The organism is Vibrio kanaloae (assembly GCF_024347535.1).
Classification (GTDB): Bacteria; Pseudomonadota; Gammaproteobacteria; order Enterobacterales; family Vibrionaceae; genus Vibrio; species Vibrio kanaloae.
Genome location: NZ_AP025497.1, coordinates 1,783,127 through 1,807,091, shown reverse-complemented (window position 1 = coordinate 1,807,091; position 23,965 = coordinate 1,783,127). Strand labels below are relative to the sequence as shown.

General features: G+C 45.3%; 5 protein-coding genes. 3 read left to right on the top strand and 2 right to left on the bottom strand.

The genetic code is table 11. The annotated features are described in order from the left end of the window. Positions 1-148: 148 nt before the first annotated feature. Both OCV24_RS08245 and OCV24_RS08240 read right to left on the bottom strand, forming a co-directional pair. Positions 149-727, bottom strand: coding sequence for a TetR/AcrR family transcriptional regulator (locus OCV24_RS08245; protein WP_150877952.1), 579 nt, complete (start codon positions 725-727; stop codon positions 149-151). Then, entirely contained in the window at positions 724-2,160 is a 1,437-nt protein-coding gene (locus OCV24_RS08240; RefSeq protein WP_150877954.1) for a coniferyl aldehyde dehydrogenase, read from the bottom strand. Before OCV24_RS08240 ends, OCV24_RS08245 begins: the two co-directional genes overlap by 4 nt. A gap of 578 nt (positions 2,161-2,738) precedes the next feature. Between OCV24_RS08240 and speA the strand changes: the two genes are divergently transcribed. The 3 genes from speA to OCV24_RS08225 all read left to right on the top strand — a co-directional run bounded on the left by speA (position 2,739) and on the right by OCV24_RS08225 (position 23,802). Then, on the top strand, positions 2,739-4,628 hold the full coding sequence (gene speA / locus OCV24_RS08235) for an arginine decarboxylase (RefSeq protein WP_208806548.1): 1,890 nt from the start codon (positions 2,739-2,741) through the stop codon (positions 4,626-4,628). After that, complete coding sequence (speB, locus tag OCV24_RS08230) at positions 4,628-5,557, top strand: agmatinase (RefSeq protein WP_150877958.1); 930 nt, start codon at positions 4,628-4,630, stop codon at positions 5,555-5,557. The genes speA and speB overlap by 1 nt, the downstream gene beginning before the upstream one ends. A 662-nt stretch (positions 5,558-6,219) precedes the next feature. Continuing rightward, positions 6,220-23,802 carry a retention module-containing protein gene (locus OCV24_RS08225; RefSeq protein ID WP_150877960.1) on the top strand — a complete coding sequence of 5,861 codons (17,583 nt, stop codon included), beginning with the start codon at positions 6,220-6,222 and terminating at the stop codon, positions 23,800-23,802. The last annotated feature ends 163 nt before the right edge of the window (positions 23,803-23,965 follow it).

Sequence of the window (23,965 nt, the reverse complement as noted above, 5' to 3'; positions counted from 1 at the left end):
TCAATATGTTGAGGTGATTAAATTGTGTTCAAATAATTAAAGCGCCTGTGTGGCGCTTTAGTGATCATTATTGGAAATAAGTTGAGTCTAGAACTTATATCTTTGGGCTTAGAACTTAGAGTTTAGAGCCTTGGACTTAAAGCTAAAGCTACTTGGTTTGCCCACCAACGGCGCGCCAACACATATCAAAGCTATCGTTGATGTACTTCGATGTTTGCTCTGGTGGAGACTTGCTTTGTTCAATCAGCCAGTTTGCACAAATCAGAAAGTGGCTATGGATGAAGTGCCTCACAAGGTTAATGTCTAACACCATTAATTCACCATCCTCTTGCCCTTTCAAAATGATCTCGTCTAACGATGCGAACATCTGTGAAACAATCACTTCTCGAGTTTGAGTCGTTGGGTCGAAATGAACATTGGTGAAGAACTTCATCGCAACTGGATTCTCTAATGCCCACTCAATCCCTGTGAACCACATGAACTTAAAGGCTTGGTAGCGATCTTCTACTACCACATCAGTGTGCGGTTGAAGGGTCGAGAATAGCTCTAGCTTCAGCTCGCGAAACAGTTCATCAATCAATAGAGATTTGTTTTCGAAGTGGTGGAACAACGTCGCTTTTGCCACGCCGGCTGTTTTCGCTATTTGTCCGGTAGATGTGCCCTCTAGCCCTTGTTGAGAGAAGAGCAGGAGCGCAGCATCTAGGATTTTTTGTCTTTTGGTGATCATCTATTGAGTACTTTGAACATCAGTTTCTTGATTGGGTTGTTGTAAGGAGGATGCATTAACTTGGTGAAGTTGATTTTTCCTCTACTTAGAACGGTTTTGGCATGGCTAAACGTCTTGAAGCCTTCAATGCCGTGATAGTGTCCCATGCCTGAAGGGCCGATACCACCGAACGGCGCGTCTTCTGCAGCCACATGCACCAAAGAATCATTAATACACACGCCGCCAGAGTGCGTGTCTGATAAAAACTTGTCTTGGGTTTCTTTATTATGGCTCATTAGGTACAGAGCCAGTGGGCGTTCTCTCTCTGTGATGTAGTTGATTGCTTCTTCGATGGAATCATAAGGAACGATAGGCAAAACAGGACCAAACAGCTCTTCTTGCATAGCGAGCATCTTATCGTTCACTTCGGTGAGAAGGTGCGGCGTCATTCTGTGGTTTACATCGTCTTGTGCTTGTTCGGTTACCGTGTGAATAACCGCGCCTTTGGCTTGTGCGTCTTCAATGACACCTTTCAAGCGATTGTATTGGCGCATGTTGATCACTGAGGTTAAGTCTTTGCTCTCAATACCGGCTTTATAAAGCTTCTTGAAATAACGCTTATAGGCTGTGATGAACTCGTCCGATTTTTCTCGCGGCAATAAGATGTAATCAGGCGCTACACATATCTGGCCAGCGTTTAAGCTTTTTGCAAACAGGATACGTTCAACAGCGTCAGCTACATCAAAATCAGGGGCAATGATGGTTGGAGATTTGCCGCCTAACTCCAGGGTAACTGGTGTTAAGTTGTTAGCCGCTGCTCTCATAACGTGTTTACCCACAGCGGTTGAGCCTGTGAAAAGGAGATGGTCAAACGGCAGTTGGCTAAATTTAGCGGAAACGTCAGCTTCGCCTTCGATAATCGCAACCTGATCTTCACTAAAGCCTTCGGCCAACATCGCTTTTAAAACTCGGTTGGTTGCTGGAGTAAACTCCGACATCTTGAGCATCGATGTGTTGCCGGCTGCTAACGCTGTGATCAGAGGGCCTAAAGAGAGCATGACTGGGAAGTTCCAAGGAACAATGATACCCACAACGCCCACTGGCTGATAATGAACCGTGATCTTTGCTGGCGTTAGCATCAAACCAGCTTTGCGGCGTGATGGCTTCAACCACTTCTTAAGGTTCTTCACGCTGTAATTGATCTGGTGAAGAGAAGGGGTGATATCAGCAATCAAGCTGTCGTGCTTTGCTCGATGGCCATAATCTTCAGATACTGCCTCAATCAATTGCTCTTGATAGCGCATTAACAACGCTTTTAATACTGAGAGGTTTTCTCTTCTCTGCTCAAGCGTAGGATTAACGTTATTGCGGTAGTGATCTTTTTGTCGGTTGAACATTTGATCCATGTCGTTGGTGCTCGACGTGTTTGGTTCAAGGTCTAGATTATGGCTCATAGTATCCCCTAAATTCGAAGGCTGACCGATTGGTTGGTCAGTTAAAATTACAAGAAGATCGAATCGAATACAAGATATGCGCGAGAAAAGTTCAAAAATTGAGCGGTCACAACATTGAAGTGAGCGAGTTCTAGTAGGAAGAATGAAGTGTTTATCGGCATCGAATCGCGGGATACAAGCTGTGTTGGTGATAACGAGAGTTCAGATTATGAAGTGCTTATATTTGTCACAATTCTGACTTAACCTCACTCAATTTACTAAAAATCTTATGGTTCCTGCACATTTTTCTCCCTAATTTAATGTGAGAAATTGCTTTATATTTAATGCGCTTCAGCCTGTTTTTTACCCTAAAACCTTGTAATTCCTTACCTGTCACTTTAAGTCGATCTGTCGATAAAAAAACATAATCGTCACCACAAATATCAATGGTTGGACTCGCTCTTAATAATATCGGTTAATGCAGCCAACAAATCGTTTTTGAACGTTTTTTGTTGGGTTATACCTCGCTATTCCAAAGAGGTATATTCTGTCGATGGCCCTATAGTGTGAGGTCTCTAGAATTGGAAAATTCGGTTAATTTGGAACGCATCCGTGCTGAGTATAATGTAAAGCACTGGAGCCAAGGTTTTTATGGAATTGATGATAACGGTGAGGTGTATGTCTCACCGAGCGAAACCGATCATCAAGTTCCGCTAAGTCAGATCGTAAAACAGTTAGAGCAGCGAAATATTGGTTTGCCTGCTCTTGTGCGTTTTCCTCAAATAGTGCATCAACGTGTGCACAATATCTGTAACGCATTCAACCAAGCGATCGACGAATATCAGTACGATAACCGTTACCTACTTGTTTACCCGATTAAAGTTAACCAACAAAAAGAAGTGGTTGACGAGATCTTAGCAAGCCAAGCTCAATTAGAGCAGAAGCAATTAGGTCTAGAGGCGGGCAGCAAACCTGAACTATTAGCGGTATTGGCGCTGGCTCAAAAAGCGAGCTCAGTGATCGTTTGTAATGGTTATAAAGACAGAGAATACATCCGTCTTGCGCTTATTGGCGAAAAACTAGGCCACAAAGTATTCATCGTTTTAGAGAAGTTGTCAGAGCTTGATCTTGTCCTTTCTGAAGCAAAAGCGCTTGGCGTGAAACCTCGTTTAGGTTTACGCATTCGTCTTGCTTCTCAAGGCGCGGGTAAATGGCAAGCAAGTGGTGGTGAGAAGTCGAAGTTTGGCTTGTCTGCATCACAAGTGCTTACCGTTATCGAACGCTTGAAAGCAGAAGATCAACTGGATGTTTTAGAGCTAGTGCATTTCCACCTTGGCTCGCAAATGGCGAATATTCGTGATGTGCGAAATGGTGTGAGTGAAGCGGCTCGTTTTTACTGTGAACTGCGTGATATAGGTGCTCAACTGAAGTACCTAGATGTGGGTGGTGGTTTGGCGGTCGATTACGACGGCACACGCAGTCAATCTTCAAACTCAATGAACTACGGCTTGCTTGAGTACGCTCGCAACATCGTGATGACAGTAGGGGATATTTGTAAACTCTACAATCAACCACAGCCTGTGATTATTTCGGAATCTGGTCGTTCACTGACTGCGCACCATGCAGTACTAGTGACTAACGTGATTGGTACCGAAAGCTACTCGCCAGAAGACATGGCGGCGCCAGACGCAGACGCACCACTGTTGCTAAACAACATGTGGAAGAACTTCTTGGAGTTAGATGCAGGTAATGATGACCGCGCGCTAATTGAGATCTACAACGACACGCAAAGTGATATCGCAGAAGCACACAACCAATTTGCGACAGGCATGCTGAACCTTCAGCATCGTGCTTGGGCAGAACAGATGTCTTTGCGTATTAACTACGAACTTAGCTCTCGAATGAGTACTAAGAACCGCTACCACCGTCCAATCTTGGATGAGTTGAGCGAGCGTTTGGCTGATAAGTTCTTCGTGAACTTCTCGTTGTTCCAATCGCTGCCAGACGCGTGGGGTATCGAGCAGGTGTTCCCTGTGTTGCCACTGAGCGGTTTGGATAATGCGGACGAGCGACGCGCGGTAGTACTGGATATCACATGTGATTCTGACGGTACGATTGACCAGTATGTTGATGGCCAAGGTATCGAAACAACATTGCCAGTACCTGCGTGGAACCCAGATGAACCATATCTAATGGGCTTCTTCCTGGTAGGGGCGTACCAAGAGATCTTGGGTGATATGCATAACCTATTTGGTGATACGCACAGTGTCGTGGTGAATGTCGATGAGAGCGGCGAAGCAAACATCGACTACATCAACGAAGGCGACACGGTTGAAGACATGATGCGTTATGTTCACATTGATATGGACCTAATTCGTCAGAACTACAAAGAATTGGTAACGGCAAAAGTACCAGAGCAAGAGCAGCAAAGCGTACTTGAAGAGTTAGAGCAAGGCTTGATGGGTTACACCTATCTTGAGGATTCTTAATGAAAGATCTATTTACCAAACCAGATTACTCGTTGTACTCCAATGCGATGACGTTCATGCGTCGTCCATTAGTTCAAAACCCAATCGACAACGACGCTGATGTGGTTGTGTTGGGCGCGCCGTTAGATATGGCGACGTCTGGTCGTCCGGGTGCTCGTATGGGACCGGATGCGATTCGTCGTGCGTCTGTAAACTTGGCGTGGGAAGGCAAAAAGTTTCCTTGGGACTTCAATGTATTTGAATATACCTCAGTGATTGATGCTGGCGATCTTGTGTTTGATTGCGGTGATGCTGAAGATTTAACTCAGCGTTTAGAAGCGGCTGCTGATGCGATTCTAAACAGTGGTAAAACGCTGTTAGGTTTAGGTGGCGATCACTTCATTACACTGCCTTTGCTTAGAGCATACGGCAAGAAGTACGGTGAGATGGCTCTGATTCACTTCGACGCGCACACTGACACTTACAGTCAGGGCAGTCGTTACGATCACGGTACTATGTTCTACCATGCGCCAAATGAAGGTTTAATTTCGCCTGAACATTCAGTGCAAATTGGTATTCGTACAGAGTACAAGCAGGAAGGCCACGGCTTTAACGTTATTAACGCGATGCAAGCGAACGACATGAACGTGGACGAGATCATTGCTCAAGTGAAAGACATTGTTGGTGATAAGCCAGTTTACCTAACGTTTGATATCGATTGTCTCGATCCTGCTTTTGCTCCGGGGACAGGTACTCCGGTATGCGGTGGTTTGAATTCAGACAAAGTTCTGAAAATTATCCGTGGTCTACAAGGAATCAACATGGTTGGTATGGACGTTGTAGAAGTTTCTCCAGCGTATGACCAAAGCGAGATTACGGCATTGGCTGGCGCTACGATTGCTCTTGAATTGCTTTATGTTTGGACGGCGAATCGCCTGGCTAAGTCATAATCTTTTATAGCAAAGCACATAACACTGCATACTGATTCACAAGCTCACCAGGTTTAACTTGGTGGGCTTTTTAGTTTGTGTATGGAGGCAAAGTCGCGAACCTTTAGAAGTGAGTTCGTTTTTTACAGCGAGATTTAATACCCCAATAATTACGGTATATGCAGCTTGTTTTACTAACTTTGATTGCAATTATATCGACTTTGTTCTGCATGTTGTCTCAAATTTGAGACTTACTTTTTCTTTGTTATGAGCGTATAGCTCACCCGAGTTAATACCCCATATTTGGTAATGATTTATCAATCTGATTACTGTATATAGTTATAAAAATTTGAGGTGTAATTAAGCTGTGCATTTTATTGCATACTAATCAACACCCTATAAACTTTTGCTTAGTCCATGAACAAACTAAAGTGAATGCCTAGATTTGTGAAAAGAAGTCACTTCGCACAGACATGACATTTCGGATAAGGAAGACTAGGCTTAAGGTTAAGTAAACTATAAAGAAAACAGGCGAAACGGAACTAACGCATCACATACATCATTCTACGTAATTGATTGTTAATGCAGAGAATAAATTCTGAATATAATTTAAGCCTGAAACCGTTATTACTATCATTTTCACGATGTTGGGCAATACAGCATTTTGTGACCTCGGGGGATATATGGGTATTGAAGTTTCGCGCCAAGCTGCAGTTGTAGAGGCAGTGAGTGGAGAAGTCATTGCGGTTAAGTCTGACGGAAGCGCACGAAAAATTTCAGTTGGCGATATTATTCGTGAAAACGAGATTGTTATCACTGCAAACCAAGCAGAGCTTTTATTAGGTACCTCAAACGGTGTCACTGAAGTGGCAAGTAATTGTGTTGGTTGTGTTGATCAAGACTTAGCGTGGGCTGATGCTCCGATCGCTGGAGAAGTTAATTTTGACTTACAGCAAGCCGATGCAGGAGATTTTGATGATGATGAATTTGCTGCAATCCAAGAAGCGATTTTAGGTGGCGCCGATCCGACCCAAATCTTAGAAGCAACGGCTGCGGGTGGCGGATTAGGTTCTGCAAACGCTGGCTTTGTGACGATTGACTATAACTACACAGAAACTCATCCGTCGACATTTTTTGAGACAGCAGGTCTAGCAGAACAAACGGTTGATGAAGACCGAGAAGAGTTCAGAACAATAACCCGTTCATCGGGCGGTCAATCAATCAGTGAAGTGCTCACTGAAGGCTCCATTTCTGGTAATACCTATCCCCAATCTATTACAACTACCGAAACGATTATTGCTGGTAGTTTAGCGCTCTCCCCTGATTCTTTTGTTCCAGAAGCACTGTCTCTCGCTTCGCTACTCACAGAGCTAAACAGTGATATTACCTCAAGTGGTCAACCCGTTACGTTTACTTATGATGCGGCGACGAACTCTATCATAGGTGTTCAAGGCACCGATGAAGTATTACGCATCGACATCGATGTTGTTAGTGTTGGAAACAACGCTGAGCTTTCATTGACCACAACGATTTCTCAGCCAATTGACCATGTACCTTCTATTGGCGGTGGTCAGGTTTCCTATACAGGCGATCAAATTAACATCACTTTTGATATTCAAGGTGAAGACACCGCCGGAAACCCATTAGCAACACCAATCAATGCGCAAGTTGCCGTGGTTGATGGGGTCGATCCGTCTGCTGAAAGTGTCAATATCAATAACGTAGAAACAAGCAATGCTCCAATCGAAGGGACATTCTCCAATATTGGCAGTGATAATCTTCAATCAGTCGTATTTGATTCAAGTGCACTGGACCAGTTTGATGGGTGGCTCAGCGATAATCAGGCGACCGTTGCATCGTTGTCTGCTGATGGCAGTACCATCACGCTGTCAATTCAAGGTAGCAGTGACGTTATTTTAACCGTTAGCTTAGATACTGACGGTACCTATCGATTTGAGCAATTGAGACCGATAGAGCAAGTTGGTACTGATTCGCTGTCTTTCTCTTTGCCAATCACGGTTACTGATTTTGACCAAGATGTGGTAACCAATACCATCAACCTCGCTATTTCAGATGGTGCTAAACCAGTTATTACCAATGTCGACAGTATCGATGTTGATGAAGCTGGTATTGTTGGCGGTTCTCAGGAGGGAACAGCGACAGTATCAGGCAGTGGCAGTGTTACCTCAAAGACTTTTGATAGTGACATTATCGATCATCATGAACTTGAACCTGCAGAGTTTAATACTAGTGGCACACTGATATCTAACGGTGAGGTTGTGTTACTCGAATTGGTTGATGAAACTAATGGCGTACGTACTTATGAAGGCTATGTTGAGGTAAACGGCACAAGAATTACGGTCTTTGACGTAAAAATTGATAGCCCATCATTGAGTAACTATGAATTTAACCTCTATGAAGAACTGTCTCATCAAGGCGCTGAAGATGCGTTATTAACTTTTGCACTGCCAATTTATGCGGTAGATGCGGATGGGGATCGTTCTGCACTATCTGGCGGTTCGAGTACACCAGAAGCCGCAGAAATTCTCGTTAATGTAAAAGATGATGTTGTTGAATTAGTGGATAATGTTGTCTCTGTCGATGAACCAACGTTGACTGGTGATACGGTTGTTTCGTACAACCTATTTAATTTTGAAGGCGCTGATGGCTCAACAATTCAATCTTTTAACTATGATGGTGTTGATTACTCACTAGATCAGAGCTTGCTGCCAGATGCTGCTCAAACATTCAGTTTTACTGAGGGTGTCGTAACCATCTCACTAAATGGCGATTTTAGTTTTGAAGTTGCGCGCGATATTGACCACACAAACAGTGAAACCATTGTAAAACAGTTCTCATTTTTAGCTGAAGATGGTGATGGCGACACTGACACTTCAACGCTTGAGCTAAGTATCACTGACGGCCAAGATCCAATCATTGATTTGATCCCGCCTGTTACTCTCTCAGAAACAAATCTTGCTGATGGATCTTCTCCAAGCGGAAGTGCGGTGAGCCAAACCGATACGATTACCTTTACTGCTGGTAGTGACGATGTTGCTAAATTTCGTATTGAACCAACTGAATTCAATGTCGGTGGGACACTGGAATCGAATGGGTTTGCGGTCGAGATAAAAGAAGACTCTGCTAACCCAGGCACTTACATCGGTTTTATTACCAACGGTTCTGGCTCTGAAATCCCAGTGTTCACCATTAGTTTCTCTGCTACTACATTAGGTGAATACACTTTTACCTTACTTGAAGCGCTAGACCATGTGGATGGCCTAGATAAAAACGATCTAAGCTTTGAACTTCCTGTTTATGCGGTAGACAGCGATGGCGATGACTCATTGGTATCGCAGCTTAATGTAACTATTGGTGATGACGTTCAAATCATGCAAGACGGCACGTTAGATATCATCGAGCCAACCGTCGCAGATTTGGCTGCTGGCACTGTAACGACCAACACCATTGATGTAATGCCTGATCAAAGTGCAGATGGTGCGACCATCACTCAGTTCACTTATGACGGTGTCGTAAACACACTCGATCAAAGCATTTCAGGCGAGCAGCAATTTAACTTCGCGGAAGGTAGCTTGTTCATCACCCTTGAAGGCGAAATGCGTTTCGAGCCCAACCGCGATCTCGACCATACCACGAGCGAAGATATCGTGAAGTCGATTGTGGTGACCTCAAGCGGCTTCGATAAAGATTCGGTGACTTCAACGGTTACATTGACGATCACCGATGGCGATATCCCAACCATTGATGTTATTCCAACGGTTAGCTTATCTGAAACGAATCTGAGTGATGGTTCGAACCCGAGTGGTAGCGCGGTTAGTCAAACCGAGACGATCACTTTCACCAACCAAAGTGACGATGTTGAGAAATTCCGTTTAGAGCCTAGTGAATTTAACGTTGGCGATTCTCTTACGTCCGATGGTCTGGTTATCGAGCTTAGGGAAGAACCTGCGGGGTCGGGTAATTATATCGGTTTCACGACTGATATTTCGAATACTGAAACTACCGTTTTCACTCTTGATTTCAGCAGTACCAATTTGGGTGAATACACCTTTACGCTTCTCGAAGCGATTGACCACACGCCGATTCAAGGCAATAACGACCTAACATTTAACTTGCCAGTTTATGCCGTCGATAGCGACGGTGACGACTCTCTGATGTCTCCGTTGGCGGTGACGATCACCGATGACGTTCAAGTGATGGTCAATAGCTCACTCAATATTGAAGAGCCAACGGTCTCGGATTTAGCGGCAGCTACGCCGACCACGACAACGGTTAATGTTCTTGATGAAGAAGGCGCTGATGGAACGACCATTACTCAGTTTACCTACGATGGTGGAGCGGTACTAACACTTGACCAAAGCGATACGGGTGAACAGAAGTTTGATGTTGCTGAGGGTTCGCTGTATATCACCCTACAAGGCGACGTGCGTTTCGAGTCTAATCGCAATCTTGACCACACTGGTGGAGACATTGTTAAATCAATAGTGGTGACTTCAAGCGATTCTGATAACGATCTTGTTTCTTCAACGGTTACGCTGACCATTACCGATGGCGATATTCCAACGATTGATAATGTACCAAGTGTTACGTTATCTGAAAGCAACCTGAGTGATGGCTCTGCTCCAAGTGGCAGTGCGGTCAGTCAAACTGAGACGATTACCTTCACCAATCAAAGTGATGATGTGACGAGTTTCCGTATTGAACCTACTGAGTTCAATATTGGTGGCCTTCTAAAATCGAATGGACTGACGGTTGAGTTGAAAGTCGACCCAAGTACGCCGGGTGGCTACATCGGCTTTGTGACGACGGCGCCTAATGTTGAAACGAACGTGTTCACGATTAGTTTTTCGGATACCAATATCGGTCAATACACCTTCACACTGTTGGAAGCGTTAGATCACGTTGATGGGCTAGGAAATAATAACCTAAGCTTTGACCTGCCGGTTTACGCTGTTGATAAAGATGGTGATGATTCGTTGGTGTCTCAACTCAATGTGACTATCGGTGATGATGTTCAAATCATGCAAAACGGCACATTAGATATCGTTGAACCGAATGTTGCTGATTTGGCTGGTGGCACTGTAACGACCAATACCATCGATGTGATGCCAACGCAAAGTGCTGACGGCGCGACAATCACTCAGTTCACCTACGATGGTCAACTTCGAACACTTGATCAAGCTGACAATGGCGAGCAAAAGTTCAGCTTTACGGAAGGAGAGTTATTCATCACTCTTCAAGGTGACGTGCGTTTTGAGCCAAATCGTAATTTAGACCACACAACGAGCGAAGACATCGTGAAGTCGATTGTGGTGACTTCAAGTGACTTCGATAACGATCCAGTGACAGCAACGGTTACGCTGACGATTACCGATGGTGATATCCCAACCATCGATGCCGTGCCAAGCGTTACTCTATCTGAAACTAACCTTAGCGATGGCTCTAACCCGAGCGGTAGCGCAGTAAGTCAAACCGAGACGATTACTTTCACTAACCAAAGTGATGATGTGACGAGTTTCCGCATTGAACCAACTGAGTTTAATGTCGGTGGTGCACTGAAATCGAATGGGTTTGCGGTCGAGATAAAAGAAGATTCAGCGAATCCGGGTACTTATATCGGCTTTATTACTGATGGTTCAAACACTGAAATTCCAGTATTCACGGTTAGCTTCTCGACCACGACTCTTGGTGAATACACCTTTACTTTATTGGAAGCGTTAGACCATGCAGATGGCCTAGCGAACAATGATCTGAGCTTTGATCTTCCGGTCTATGCGGTAGACAGCGATGGCGATGATTCTTTAGTGTCTCAACTCAATGTAACCATTGGTGATGATGTTCAAATCATGCAAGATGGTGCGATCAATATTACCGAGCCGACCGTCGCTGATTTAGCGGCTGGTACACCGACCACGGCCACTTTTGATGTCATGCCAGACCAAAGTGCTGACGGCGCGACCATCACTCAGTTCACTTATGATGGCGTCGTAAAGACCCTCGATCAAAATATTTCAGACGAACAGCAGTTTATTTTCGCGGAAGGTAAATTGTACATTACCCTCGAAGGTGAAGTTCGCTTTGAGCCTAATCGAGATCTTGACCATACGGCCGGCGACATAGTTAAGTCGATAGTGGTGACCTCAAGCGATTTCGACAAAGACTCAGTCACTTCAACCGTTACGTTAACGATCACCGATGGTGCTATTCCAACTATTGATGTTATTCCAACGGTTAGCTTATCTGAAACAAACCTGACGGATGGCTCTGCCCCAAGTGGCAGTGCGGTAAGTCAAACCGAGACGATCACCTTCACCAATCAAAGTGATGATGTGGTTCGCTTCCGCCTTGAACCAACAGAGTTCAATACCAACGATGCACTTACATCGAATGGTTTAGCTGTTGAATTACGTGAAGATCCGCAAGGGTCGGGCAACTACATCGGATTTACAACCAGCTCGTCGAATGCGGTAACCACAGTATTTACGTTGAGTTTTTCTGGGACAACCTTAGGTGAATACACCTTTACCTTAATCGAAGCCTTGGATCATCAAGATGCACGTGGCAACAACGACCTGAGTTTTGATCTGCCTGTGTATGCGGTGGATAGTGACGGCGACGATTCGTTAGTTTCTCAGCTTGGCGTGACTATTGGTGATGATGTGCAGTTGATGCAAGGCGGAACAATAACCAGTCGCGAGCCTGCGGGAGCCGTCGAAACATCGAATACTCTGGACGTGATGCCAAATCAGAGCGCAGATGGAGCAAAAATCACTTCATTTGTGTTTGATGGAAACAGTGCAGAAAGCCTTGATCTCAATGTGAATGGCGAGCAAGAGTTTGTGTTCACTGAAGGTTCTGTATTTATTACCACAGAAGGTGAGATACGATTCGAGCCTGTGCGAAATCAAGATCACACGAGTGGTGATATTACCAAGACGATTGTTGTTACATCTACTGACCTTGATGGTGATATCGTCTCATCTACCGTGACATTGAAGATTACCGATGGTGATCTTCCAACGATCGATTTAGTCCCTGGAATTACGCTCTCAGAAGTGGATCTCGCTGACGGTTCTTCGCCGACCGGTAATCCAGTGACGATGACTCAAGTTATTACCTACACAGAGGGTAGTGACGATGTGAGTCACTTCAGAATTGACCCAGCACAGTTCAATACGTCTGGAGCTTTAAAGTCCAATGGCTTAGAGGTTGAGATAAAAGAGCAGCCAGCGAATTCTGGTAATTACATTGGCTTCGTCAAGGACGGTTCTAACGTAGAAACCAACGTCTTCACGATCAGTTTCTCGACAACCAATCTAGGGCAATACACGTTCACACTGCTTGAAGCGTTAGACCATGCAGATGGATTACAAAACAATACTCTAAGTTTTGATATCCCTGTTTTAGCGGTTGATACCGATGGTGATGATTCTGCAATGTCGCCAATGACCGTGGTGATCACCGATGATGTGCAAGGCGTTCAAGATGGGGTGCTAAGTATCACTGAGCCTTCACTTGCTGATATAGCAGCAGGTTCGCCAACCACGCCAACAATCGACGTTATGCCGACACAGAGTGCTGATGGCGCGAAAGTGACTCAGTTTATCTACGATGGTGGCACGGCTGTTACGTTAGACCCAACTGTGTCTACAGAACAAGTTTTTACCGTAACCGATGGCTTACTGTACATCACGATTGAAGGTGAGGTGCGCTTTGAACCAAGCAGAAATCTAGACCATTCATCTGGCGATATCGTGAGAACGATAGTCGTGACGACCAGTGATTTTGATAACGATACCGATACCGCGGATGTCACTTTGACGATCAAAGACGGAATTGATCCGGTTATCGATGTAGTGCCAGATATTAACCTATCGGAAGTTGGTCTTGCTGATGGCTCTATGCCGAGTGGTTCAGCGGTTAGCTCGACACAAACGATCACTTATACCGTGGGTAGTGATGATTTAAGCCACTTTAGAATTGCAACCAACGAGTTCAATCCTGGCGACTTACTCAAATCAAATGGTCTTGTTGTTCAGTTAAAAGAAGATCCGTCTTCTCCAGGTGATTACATTGGCTATACCGATGATGGGGCAGGTAATGTAACCGATGTCTTCACGATTAGCTTTGATAGCGTTAATAAAGGGCTGTTCACCTTCACTTTGATTGAGGCGTTAGATCACCTTGATGGTGATCTTAATAACAGCCTCAACTTCAACCTGCCTGTTTACGCCGTTGATACCGATGGTGATGATTCGGTTAAACGCGATGTCATGGTAACGATACAAGATGACATTCAACAGATGCAAGATGGCACTTTAAGCATCACAGAACCGAATTCTGGCACACCAACCACTGCTACTGTTGATGTAATGCCTACACCAAGTGCTGATGGGGCGACCATTACTCAGTTTACTTTTGGTGGCGGTTCAGCGATCACCTTGGATCAAACTAACAATGGCGAGCAAGAGTTTACCTTCACTGAAGGCTCACTGTTTGTCACGCTAAGCGGTGATGTAAGGTTCGAACCAAACCGAAATCTAGACCATTCTGCGGGCGACATTGTTAAGTCGATTGTGTTTACGTCTTCTGACTTTGATAAAGATACCTTTTCATCAACAGTCACGCTTACGATTGTTGATGGCGATGGACCAATAATCAACGTTGTGCCAAGTGTCAGCTTGTCGGAAAGCTTACTTGCGGATGGTTCGACACCTAGCGGAACGCCTGTCAGTGTGACTCAGACTATCACCTCGCTAGCAAGCAGTGATGACATTGGAAAAATAGTCGTCGAAGTTGGGCTGTTCAATACCAACGGCGTATTGAAGTCTGATGGCCTTGAATTGAGTTTACGTGAGGAGCCTGCGGGTTCTGGCGACTACATTGCGTTTACGACGGATGGTTCGGGTGGTGAGAAAATCATATTCACCCTAGATTTTGATGATACTAATCCTAGCCAGTATACCTTTACGCTGCTGGAGCGTTTGGATCACGTTGATGGCTTAGGAAACAACGATCTGAGTTTTGATCTTTCCGTTTATGCGCAAGATACTGATGGCGATATTTCAGCGTCTAAACCGCTTTCAGTAATCATCACCGATGATGTCCAGTTAATGCAGTCTGGTGCCCTTAGCATCACTGAACCAAGCACTGGGACGCCGACCACAACAACGTTTGATGTGATGCCAGCACAAAGTGCGGATGGTGCCACAATCACTAAGTTTACCTATGGCAGCCAACCTGAGTCGTCTCTGGTACAAAGTAATACAGGAGAGCAAAAGTTTGTATTTGCAGAAGGTTCTTTGTTTATCACGCTTGAAGGTGATGTGCGTTTTGAACCTAATCGCAATCTAGACCACTCTGGTGGCGATATCGTCAAGACCATTACGGTGACATCTGAAGATAAAGATGGCGATATCGTGACGTCTACCGTGACGTTAACTATTGCCGATGGCGCGCCACCAACTATCGACACCGTACCGACTGTCGCGTTGGAAGAAGCAAATCTGATTGATGGTTCTTCACCGGGTTTACCTGTTAGCCAAACTGAAACCATTACTTTCACAGCTGGAAGTGACGATGTGAGCCACTTCCGTATTGATACCACTCAATTCAACACGTCTGGCGATCTGAAGGCAGATGGTTTGGTGGTTCAGCTAAAAGAAGATCCTGCCAACAGTGGGAACTATATTGGTTTCGTAGAAAGTGGGGGTGTCCAAACGGATATTTTCACCATCACCTTTAGCAGTCTGGTTCTAGGAGAGTACACATTCACCTTACTGGAAGAGTTAGATCACCTGCCAGTACAGGGTAATAACGATCAAATATTTACCTTGCCAGTGATCGCTGTCGACAAAGACAACACTGACTCAGCTGTGAAACCGCTAACAGTGACCATTACTGATGATGTGCCAACCATTACTGACACATCTGTCGCAAGTACGTTTGTGGTTGATGAAGATGATTTGGGTACTCTGGCACAAGCGACGGGTTCGTTTGTTACCACCGAAGGTGCCGACCAAGTTGAGGTTTACGAACTACGCAATATCTCAACTCTAGAAGCGACGCTATCGTCTGGCAATGAAGGTATTAAGATCACTGAGATCACAGGTGCTGCTAACACGACCACCTACCAAGGTGCAACTGACCCAGGCGGAACGCCAATTTTCACATTAGTGCTGACTGATGATGGTGCTTACACGTTTACCTTGCTTGGTCCTCTCAATCACGCCACGACACCGAGCAACCTCGATACACTTACAATACCGTTCGATGTCGTTGCAGTTGATGGCGATGGTGATGATTCTAACCAATACGTATTGCCAATCGAGGTGCTAGACGATGCGCCAGTAATGAGTGCGCCAACGGGTGAAACGGTTGTCGATGAAGACGATCTTACTGGTATTGGTTCAGATCAATCTGAAGACACCATTATCAATGGCCTGTTCACTGTCGATGAAGGCGCGGATGGTGTTGTGAAGTATGAACTGGTTGATGAAGATTTGGTTCTGACTGGCTTAACCTCCGATGGAGAAAGCTTAGAGTGGCTAGCTGTTTCACAAAGCGGCACAACATTTACTTACGTTGCTCAAACTGCAACGAGTAATGAAGCTGTGTTTGAGATTATTTTCGATACCTCTGATAACAGCTATCAGTTTGAATTGTTTAAACCCCTTAAGCACCCTGATGGTGCGGATGAAAATGCGGTTGACCTTAATTTTTCTGTTGTTGCAGAAGATTTTGATCAAGACCAATCAAACGCGATCGATTTGAAAATCACGGTGACTGATGATGTTCCATTGGTGACAACTCAATCGATCACACGAATTGAAGGCCAGGGCTATGGTAATTCCAAAGTTGACATGTTTGCTAATGCGACGGATGTCGGCGCGGATGGCGCGGTACTGAGTCGAATTGAGGGCATTACCAGTAATGGTGCAGATATTGTTTTCCGTACAGGAAACAACGGGCCGTACAGCAGCAGTTTCGATTTAAATAGCGGTAGCCAACAAGTACGAGTGTACGAACAAACCGACGATGGTAGTGGCGGTATCGATACTCGTGAGCTTGGTAGACTGCGCATAAATTCCAATGGTGAAGTGGAGTTTAGAGCGACCAATTATCTCGATCATGATGGAGACACTATCGACTTCTCGATCAATGTGATTGCGACAGACAGTGATTTAGATACGTCATCTACGCCATTGAACATCACGATTACGGATGAAGAGTCTTCAGCAATCTCGCTGAAAGTGACTACGTTTGAGGATGCGGGTAGAGACTCTACAATCCCTTACGCAACGGGAGATGCCCCAAGCCTAGAGAATACCCAAGATAATCAAAGTGGGTTACCTGATGCTCCTGCACAAGTTGCGTTACAGGTTAACCTGAAGGACCAAGATAACAACGAGTCCATTGGCCAACTGACGATCCAGAGTGGCAATCACAGAGGGACGTTCTATTACTTTGATGGCGTGGAATATCACAAACTAGTGGCAGAACCAAACGGTGATATCTTGTTTGGTCCACCTCAAATGCAGCAGAGCTTTGCTCCAAGTACTAATCAACCATTAGACACCATCGCGACAATCGACAACTTGTTCTTTGTCCCAGACCAAAATTACGGTTCGAATAACAATGGTGTACGAATTAACTACGAACTCGAGATTGATAATAATGGTTCGCTAGACCACACCGTAAACTCAAACTTTAGAATTGAAATTGAAGCGGTTGCCGACATTGCGACTTGGGATGATGCGAATAGCACTTATCAATATCAAGTGAATGAAGATGAGGACAATGTGACGCTGCAGCTGAACGCAGAGTCTCAAGATAACAGCCGTACTGAAACCATTACCTATGAACTTGAAGCGATTCAGGGTGATGGGAAGTTTGAGCTGTTGGATCAAAATGGCAATCTGTTAACGCCCGTTAATGGTGTTTATATTATTGCAGCTGGCGATATCAATAGCACTGTCGTCAACCCAATCGATAACTTCTCTGGACAAATTGAGTTCAAAGCGACGGCAATTACTGAAGAGACGCTTAACCCATACGATGATTCAGCGAACGGCGGGTTAGACAAAACGACCGCTCGCTCTGTTGAGCAAAACATTATCATTGATGTAACTGCCGATGCGGACCCTGGGTCGTTCAGTGTTAACAGGATTCGTATTAACGAAGACAATATTGATGACCCAGATTACCTAGGTCCTCTGGCGAACAAAGATGCCTTCACGTTGGATGAAGTGATCACCATGAATGGCTCGGTGGACACTGATGGCTCCGAAGAGCTGTTTGTTCGCATCAGTAATATAACCGAAGGTGCGGTGCTTTATTTCCTTGGAACTACGACCCCAGTTCCTACAATCACCATTAACGGTATTGATTATCAGGAAGTGGTGTATTCCGACTTAGCCAATGTAGAGATCGTTCCGACTAAACACAGCAATGTCGATTTTACTTTTGATGTAACCGGTGTGGTTAAAGACACCGCGAACCTCTCTACTGGCGCACAAGTTGATGAAGAAATCCTAGGGACTAAAACGGTTAACGTTGAAGTTAAAGGTGTCGCAGATATTCCTTACGGCGGTACTAGCGGTACGGCATGGACTGCAATACCTGATACCGATCCTGACCCTGCAAGTGGTGTGCAAACCACGATCCAAGAGAGCCAGAATGGAGATAGCTACGCCGAGCTTGATTTCACCGTGTTGTCGGGAGAGAGAAGACCTGATCCTGCAGCTGTAGATCAAACCCCATTACCTGACGACGGTTCAGAATCCATAACCGTTATCCTCTCGGGTATTCCTGATGGCGTTATTCTGGAAGACGGTGACGGTACCATTATTGACCTTAACTTTGTCGGTTACGAAACTGGTCCGGGTGGTAGCCCTGATCTGTCTAAACCTATCTACGAAGCGAACATCACTGACGCGGGTAAAACCTCAGGAATCCGCATCAGACCCGTCGATTCTTCAACCGAGAACATTCACATTCAGGGTAAAGTGATCGTGACTGAGAATGACGGTCATACGCTTACGTTTGATCAAGAAGTGCGAGTGCTAGTCGAACCTAGAATCGATACCTCGGCGACGTACAGCACAGTCACTAATGGCGATGAAGATACGGCGATCAGTATTGATTGGCACCCAGAGGGTACTGATTATATTGATGATGATGAGCATTTCACTTCTATTGTGATCAGTGCCATTCCGACAGATGTTGAAAGTGTTGTGGTTAATGGCGATGTAACTTGGGTTTACGATGCTTCAGCAGGCACTTTAACCATTACGCCGAAGAGTGGGCAGACGGCAGAAGAGTTTACTCAAATTGCACTGAACAGTAATTTTATTCAGATCACACCCGAACAAGATTCGAGCACCGACTTTACGCTTAATACGGTTGTCATGATTGAAGAGCGAGATCATGAGTATGTTGATGCGACTGATCCTGGTCAGGGGATCGCTACCGCGACGATTACAGGTACGATTAAGGTTGTGGTAACGCCAGTCGTTGAACCGCAAGACGCGAGCAACAAGCTTATCGTCGATGATGTGCTGGGAACTGGAGCACTAACAACCGTAGTTGCTGATGCAAACACTGGCGTGCTTAAGTTCACTACCAATAGCGATAATACATCGGTTACGGATGAGTTCGTCATTCGATATCAAGAAACAGATGCTTCGTCCGCTATCGAAGAAGTGGATCAGTTAGTTATTCAATTAACAAACGTGGACGACTCGGCTCTATCAGATGCTGTACTCAATCAACTGCTCGTTATTGGCGCTGCTTATGAAGGCAATGGGCGCTGGGTTGTAACGAATGAAGACATATTTAGCATAAGTGCACCGAACGGCCTTGTTCTTCCTTCAGGAAACAGCGGGGCTGGAGGGTTCAATGACATCAAGATGGACATCTTTAGCACTGTGATAGACCGAGGTGATGGTGCTGAGGTTGAGTCATCTACGGCCGCTCGTAGGGACGGAGAAGTCACTCTGTCATTCCCTCAAGTGGTGGCTGGGAGTACTAAGGTTGCAGCCGATATTGATATAACACCAGACAGTGTTGTTGATGCGATTGAGGACACCCAGTTAGATCTAGGTACGGCATTGAATGGTTTAATTACGTTCTCGGGCGAAGATGATTCAACTGATCAAGTGACCATCATTATTGATGACAGTGTGACCATTAATCCAGGAGCGGCGAACGAAGTCACCTTCCCAATTAGTTTATCGGGAAGCAGCGACCTCGACTTTGTTAACGGGAAATATGTATTCCAGACTACCGTCGATCAAGGGGTCTCGACCGACTTCTCTGGTTTGCTTCTTAACTTGCCAGCTGACTACTCTGGCGACTTTAGATTACCAATCACCATTGTGACTAAAGATATGCTCTCAGGGGATGAGAAAACTTCGGTGACCGATGTGGTTATAAAAGTTGCTCCTGATGTTGAAGGTAACCCAGATATTGACGTTACTGTCGTTGGTTCGCTTGACGATTCGTTTAACCCTGTCGATACCGATGGGCAGAGTGGACAAGACACGGTCGGTTATGAAGATACCTATATCCAGCTTGACTTCAATTCAACCATTTCAGATCAGGTTTCAGGCGTTGAAGGCGGTCAAGAAGAGTTTACGTCCGTTACCTTAACGCTGGACGACCCTTCTATAGGTGCGTTTTATGACAATACAGGTACATCATTAGGTACATCTGTCACGTTTAATCAGGCTGAAATCGCGGCAGGTGCATTAGATAATGTGCTCTTTAGGGCAGTAACAAACTACCCTACAGGGAATGACGTAAATCAGGTGCAAGTGAATGTCAGCGGTACAGTGACCGATACCGCAACTTATAATGATCCTGCCTCACCTGTAGGTACGGCAGTAGACACAGATTCATTTAATACCAGCGTGAGCTTTGATGTTGTCCCCGTTGTCGATGATGTGCAGGTCACGGGGCCAGGTAGTAACCCAGATATCATTGAAATAACAGGTAATGAAGATCAGTTAATTTCGTTAGCAGGGACCGGACCTGTATCGATAGCTTTGACCGACCTCGATGGCTCTGAGCAGTTCGTTTCGATTAAGTTTACGGGTGTGCCAGATGGGTTTTTGATGAACGCAGATGCAGGGTCTGGATATACAGTCAAGAATAACGGCAACGGGGAATGGAGTGTTAAGCTTCCTCAAGCTTTGGGGCTTTCGTTCGACCTTAGTGAGTTATCGATATTACCACCTAAAAACTTCAGTGGTACTGCTGAGTTTGGTGTGGAAGTCTTTACTCAAGAATCTTTGCTTGGTGTACCGACTGCGGCGGCGAACTTGCCGAGTTTCAAACTGCATGTGGTGCCTGTTGGTGATGATGTAGATACCAATCCAACAGATTCCGTTGTAGGCAATGAAGGACAAAACATTGATATTGAGATCAATGCGACGATTTTGGATAAAGAGCTATCCGCAACGGGCAGCGGCACTTATACCGAGAATGCGCCAGAGACACTTAGAGTCGAAGTGGCAGGGGTGCCTCAAGGAGCCTCCATATACTATCCAGACGGCACCACGTTGGGCAGCTATGATCCAGTAACACGGATTTGGACACTGGATGTTGCTGCGCAGTCACTTGATAAGATCGTATTCAATTCAGGTGAACACAATAGCGATACGGGTAATGTATTAGGCATCAATGGCCCGCTGCAGATTACCGTTCGCTCTGTGGATGCTGACGCCGATAGTACCGAATATTTGGGTACGCCAACCAGCTTCGATGTTGATTTGGTGATCGATCCTATTAACGATCAACCTATCTTTGTAAACGTAACGAATATTGAAACATCTGAAGACATTAGTGTTGCCATCGACAATTTTAGTATCTACGACGTTGATGCTAACTTTGATAATCCAGATGCTCCGTATGTTCTTACGTTGCAAGTCGATCAAACACTGCCGGGAGCACAGGGTGTGTTTGAGTTTACCAGCTCTCCTGACGTGACGTTTGTATTGCAACCTGACGGCTCATTGGTGATTACGGGTAAAGAAGCGGACATCAATACTGCATTGACCAATGGAGCAGTGACGTTCAAGCCAGATCCAGACCAGAACTACCTCAACCAGAGTGGTTTAGTCACGATCAATGCAACGCTCGATGACGGCGGTAATAACGGTCTGATTGACGCGGGTGATCCGAGTACTGCTCAAACTAATCAAACTACGTTCACCGTTAAGGTGACGGAAGTGAACGATGCTCCTGCCGCGACAGACGTTGATTTAGGTTCGATTGCCGAGGAAGGCCAGCTTGTTATCGTTGAAGGTGACTTAATTGCAGCAAGCTCTGATCTTGAAAACCACAACCTCACCGTCACGGGTGTGACCCTGACTCAAGGCCAAGGTCAGCTAACACGCTTTGAAAATACTGGCGGTGCAGATGATCCTGCGATTACTGGACCGTTCTGGATATTCACTGCAGCTAATGATTTTAATGGCGATGTGAAATTTGGTTATTCGATTATTGATGATGGTACCACCAACGGTGTGGATGACTTCCTAACTGATAACGCTGAAATTAGCCTTGTGGTGACTGAAGTTAACGACCAACCAACGGCATCGGATATTGATTTGGGTACCATGCTTGAAGAAGGTCAATTGATCATCAAAGAGGGTGACTTAATTGCCGCGACGAGCGATCCGGAAAACGATTCGATTACCGTGACTAATCTGGTGCTCGATGAAGGTCAAGGCCAGTTACAGCGCTTTGAGAACGTAGGTGGTGCTGATGACGCTACGATTACAGGCCCTTACTGGATATATACGGCTGCTGATGAATACAACGGTAACGTTAAGTTCACTTATACCGTTGAAGATGACGGTACAACGAACGGCATTAATGACTTCCTAACGGATACGGCTGAGATTACAGCGATTGTCGATGGAGTGAACGATACACCTGTTATTAATGGTGACAGTGTCACCTCTATGATTGATGAGGATGCAGGTCAGTTATTGAGTGGCATCAATGTCAGTGATCCTGATTATGTTGATTCATATGCCAATGACCTAATGACAGTCACGCTGACGGTCGATTACGGCACATTGAATGTATCACTTCCAGCAATGACGACGGTGGTGGTCAACGGTAATAACACCGGTACAGTCATCTTAGTTGGTACTCTGAGCGATCTGAATGCGCTGATTGATACACCAACTAGCCCTAGTGGGGTTTACCTTGATGCGAGCCTGTCTCCAACCAATAGCATTGGTTTAGAAGTGGTCGCTAAAGACAGTGGTAACCCTTCAGGTATCGCGATAGAGGCGGCACCTGTGGTTTACAATATCGCGGTTACGCCAGTTGCGAACGCGCCAACCTTGTCTATCGATACTGCGACTAACTACGTGAGAAACATTACTGCGAGTCAGTCTGTCAGTGCGAGTGGTATTCCTTTGGTTGGGATTATCGCGGCCTTAACGGACATTACAGAAGAGCTCACGTTGCATATCAGTGATGTACCTGCTGGCGCTCAAATTACCAGTGCTGCTGGTTCTGTAACGGATCTTGGCGGCGGTGTTTGGATTGCAACGGCGGATGCAATTGAAAGCTTGCAAGCGGTCGGGCTTACTCAAACTCCAGGTAACTACACGCTTAAAGTTGAAGCGGTTTCTGAAGAGACTGACAACAACGATACGGCGACATCGGCTTCAATAGACCTTAACCTGAACATTGTGTCTGACGCGGCCGATATTAACCTAGCTTCTGAAACCGATGATGTTCAGTTGTTAGCTGGCACAAATACGACTGACCTAATTGCGGGCTCTGGAAATGACCGACTGGAAGGTGGATCGGGTGATGACACTCTTATTGGTGGTGACGGTAACGACACACTTATTGGCGGAGGTGGTTCCGATATCCTTACGGGTGGCAATGGAATGGATTCGTTCGTATGGCTTAATATCGAAGATGGCGTTGAAGATACCATCACCGATTTCAGCCTATCTGAAGGAGACCAGATTGACTTGCGTGAAGTACTACCAGAATTGAAGAACACATCTCCAGACATGACGGCGCTATTGCAACAGATCGACGCGAAAGTCGAAGGGGATGATATTGAACTTACGATCAAGTCTGATAATTTAGGCACCACGGAACAAGTGATTGTGGTTGAAGATCTTGCTCCTCAGCTAACCTTAGGTGGTACCATGCCTTCGGATATTTTGGATGCGCTAGTGCAGCAGAACGTTATTACTCATGGGTAGCTTATCAAAACGGGTGAGGTGCTTACTGAGTAAATATGAACTTAGTGGTTTCATTATAACGATGTTACCTAGCTTGTTTGGATATCTTGTTTTTATGTAACCGCACTAGCTAGTATAAGTGTTAGTAGTGTGGATCATGATTCGATGAATTAGCTGGAAAAAA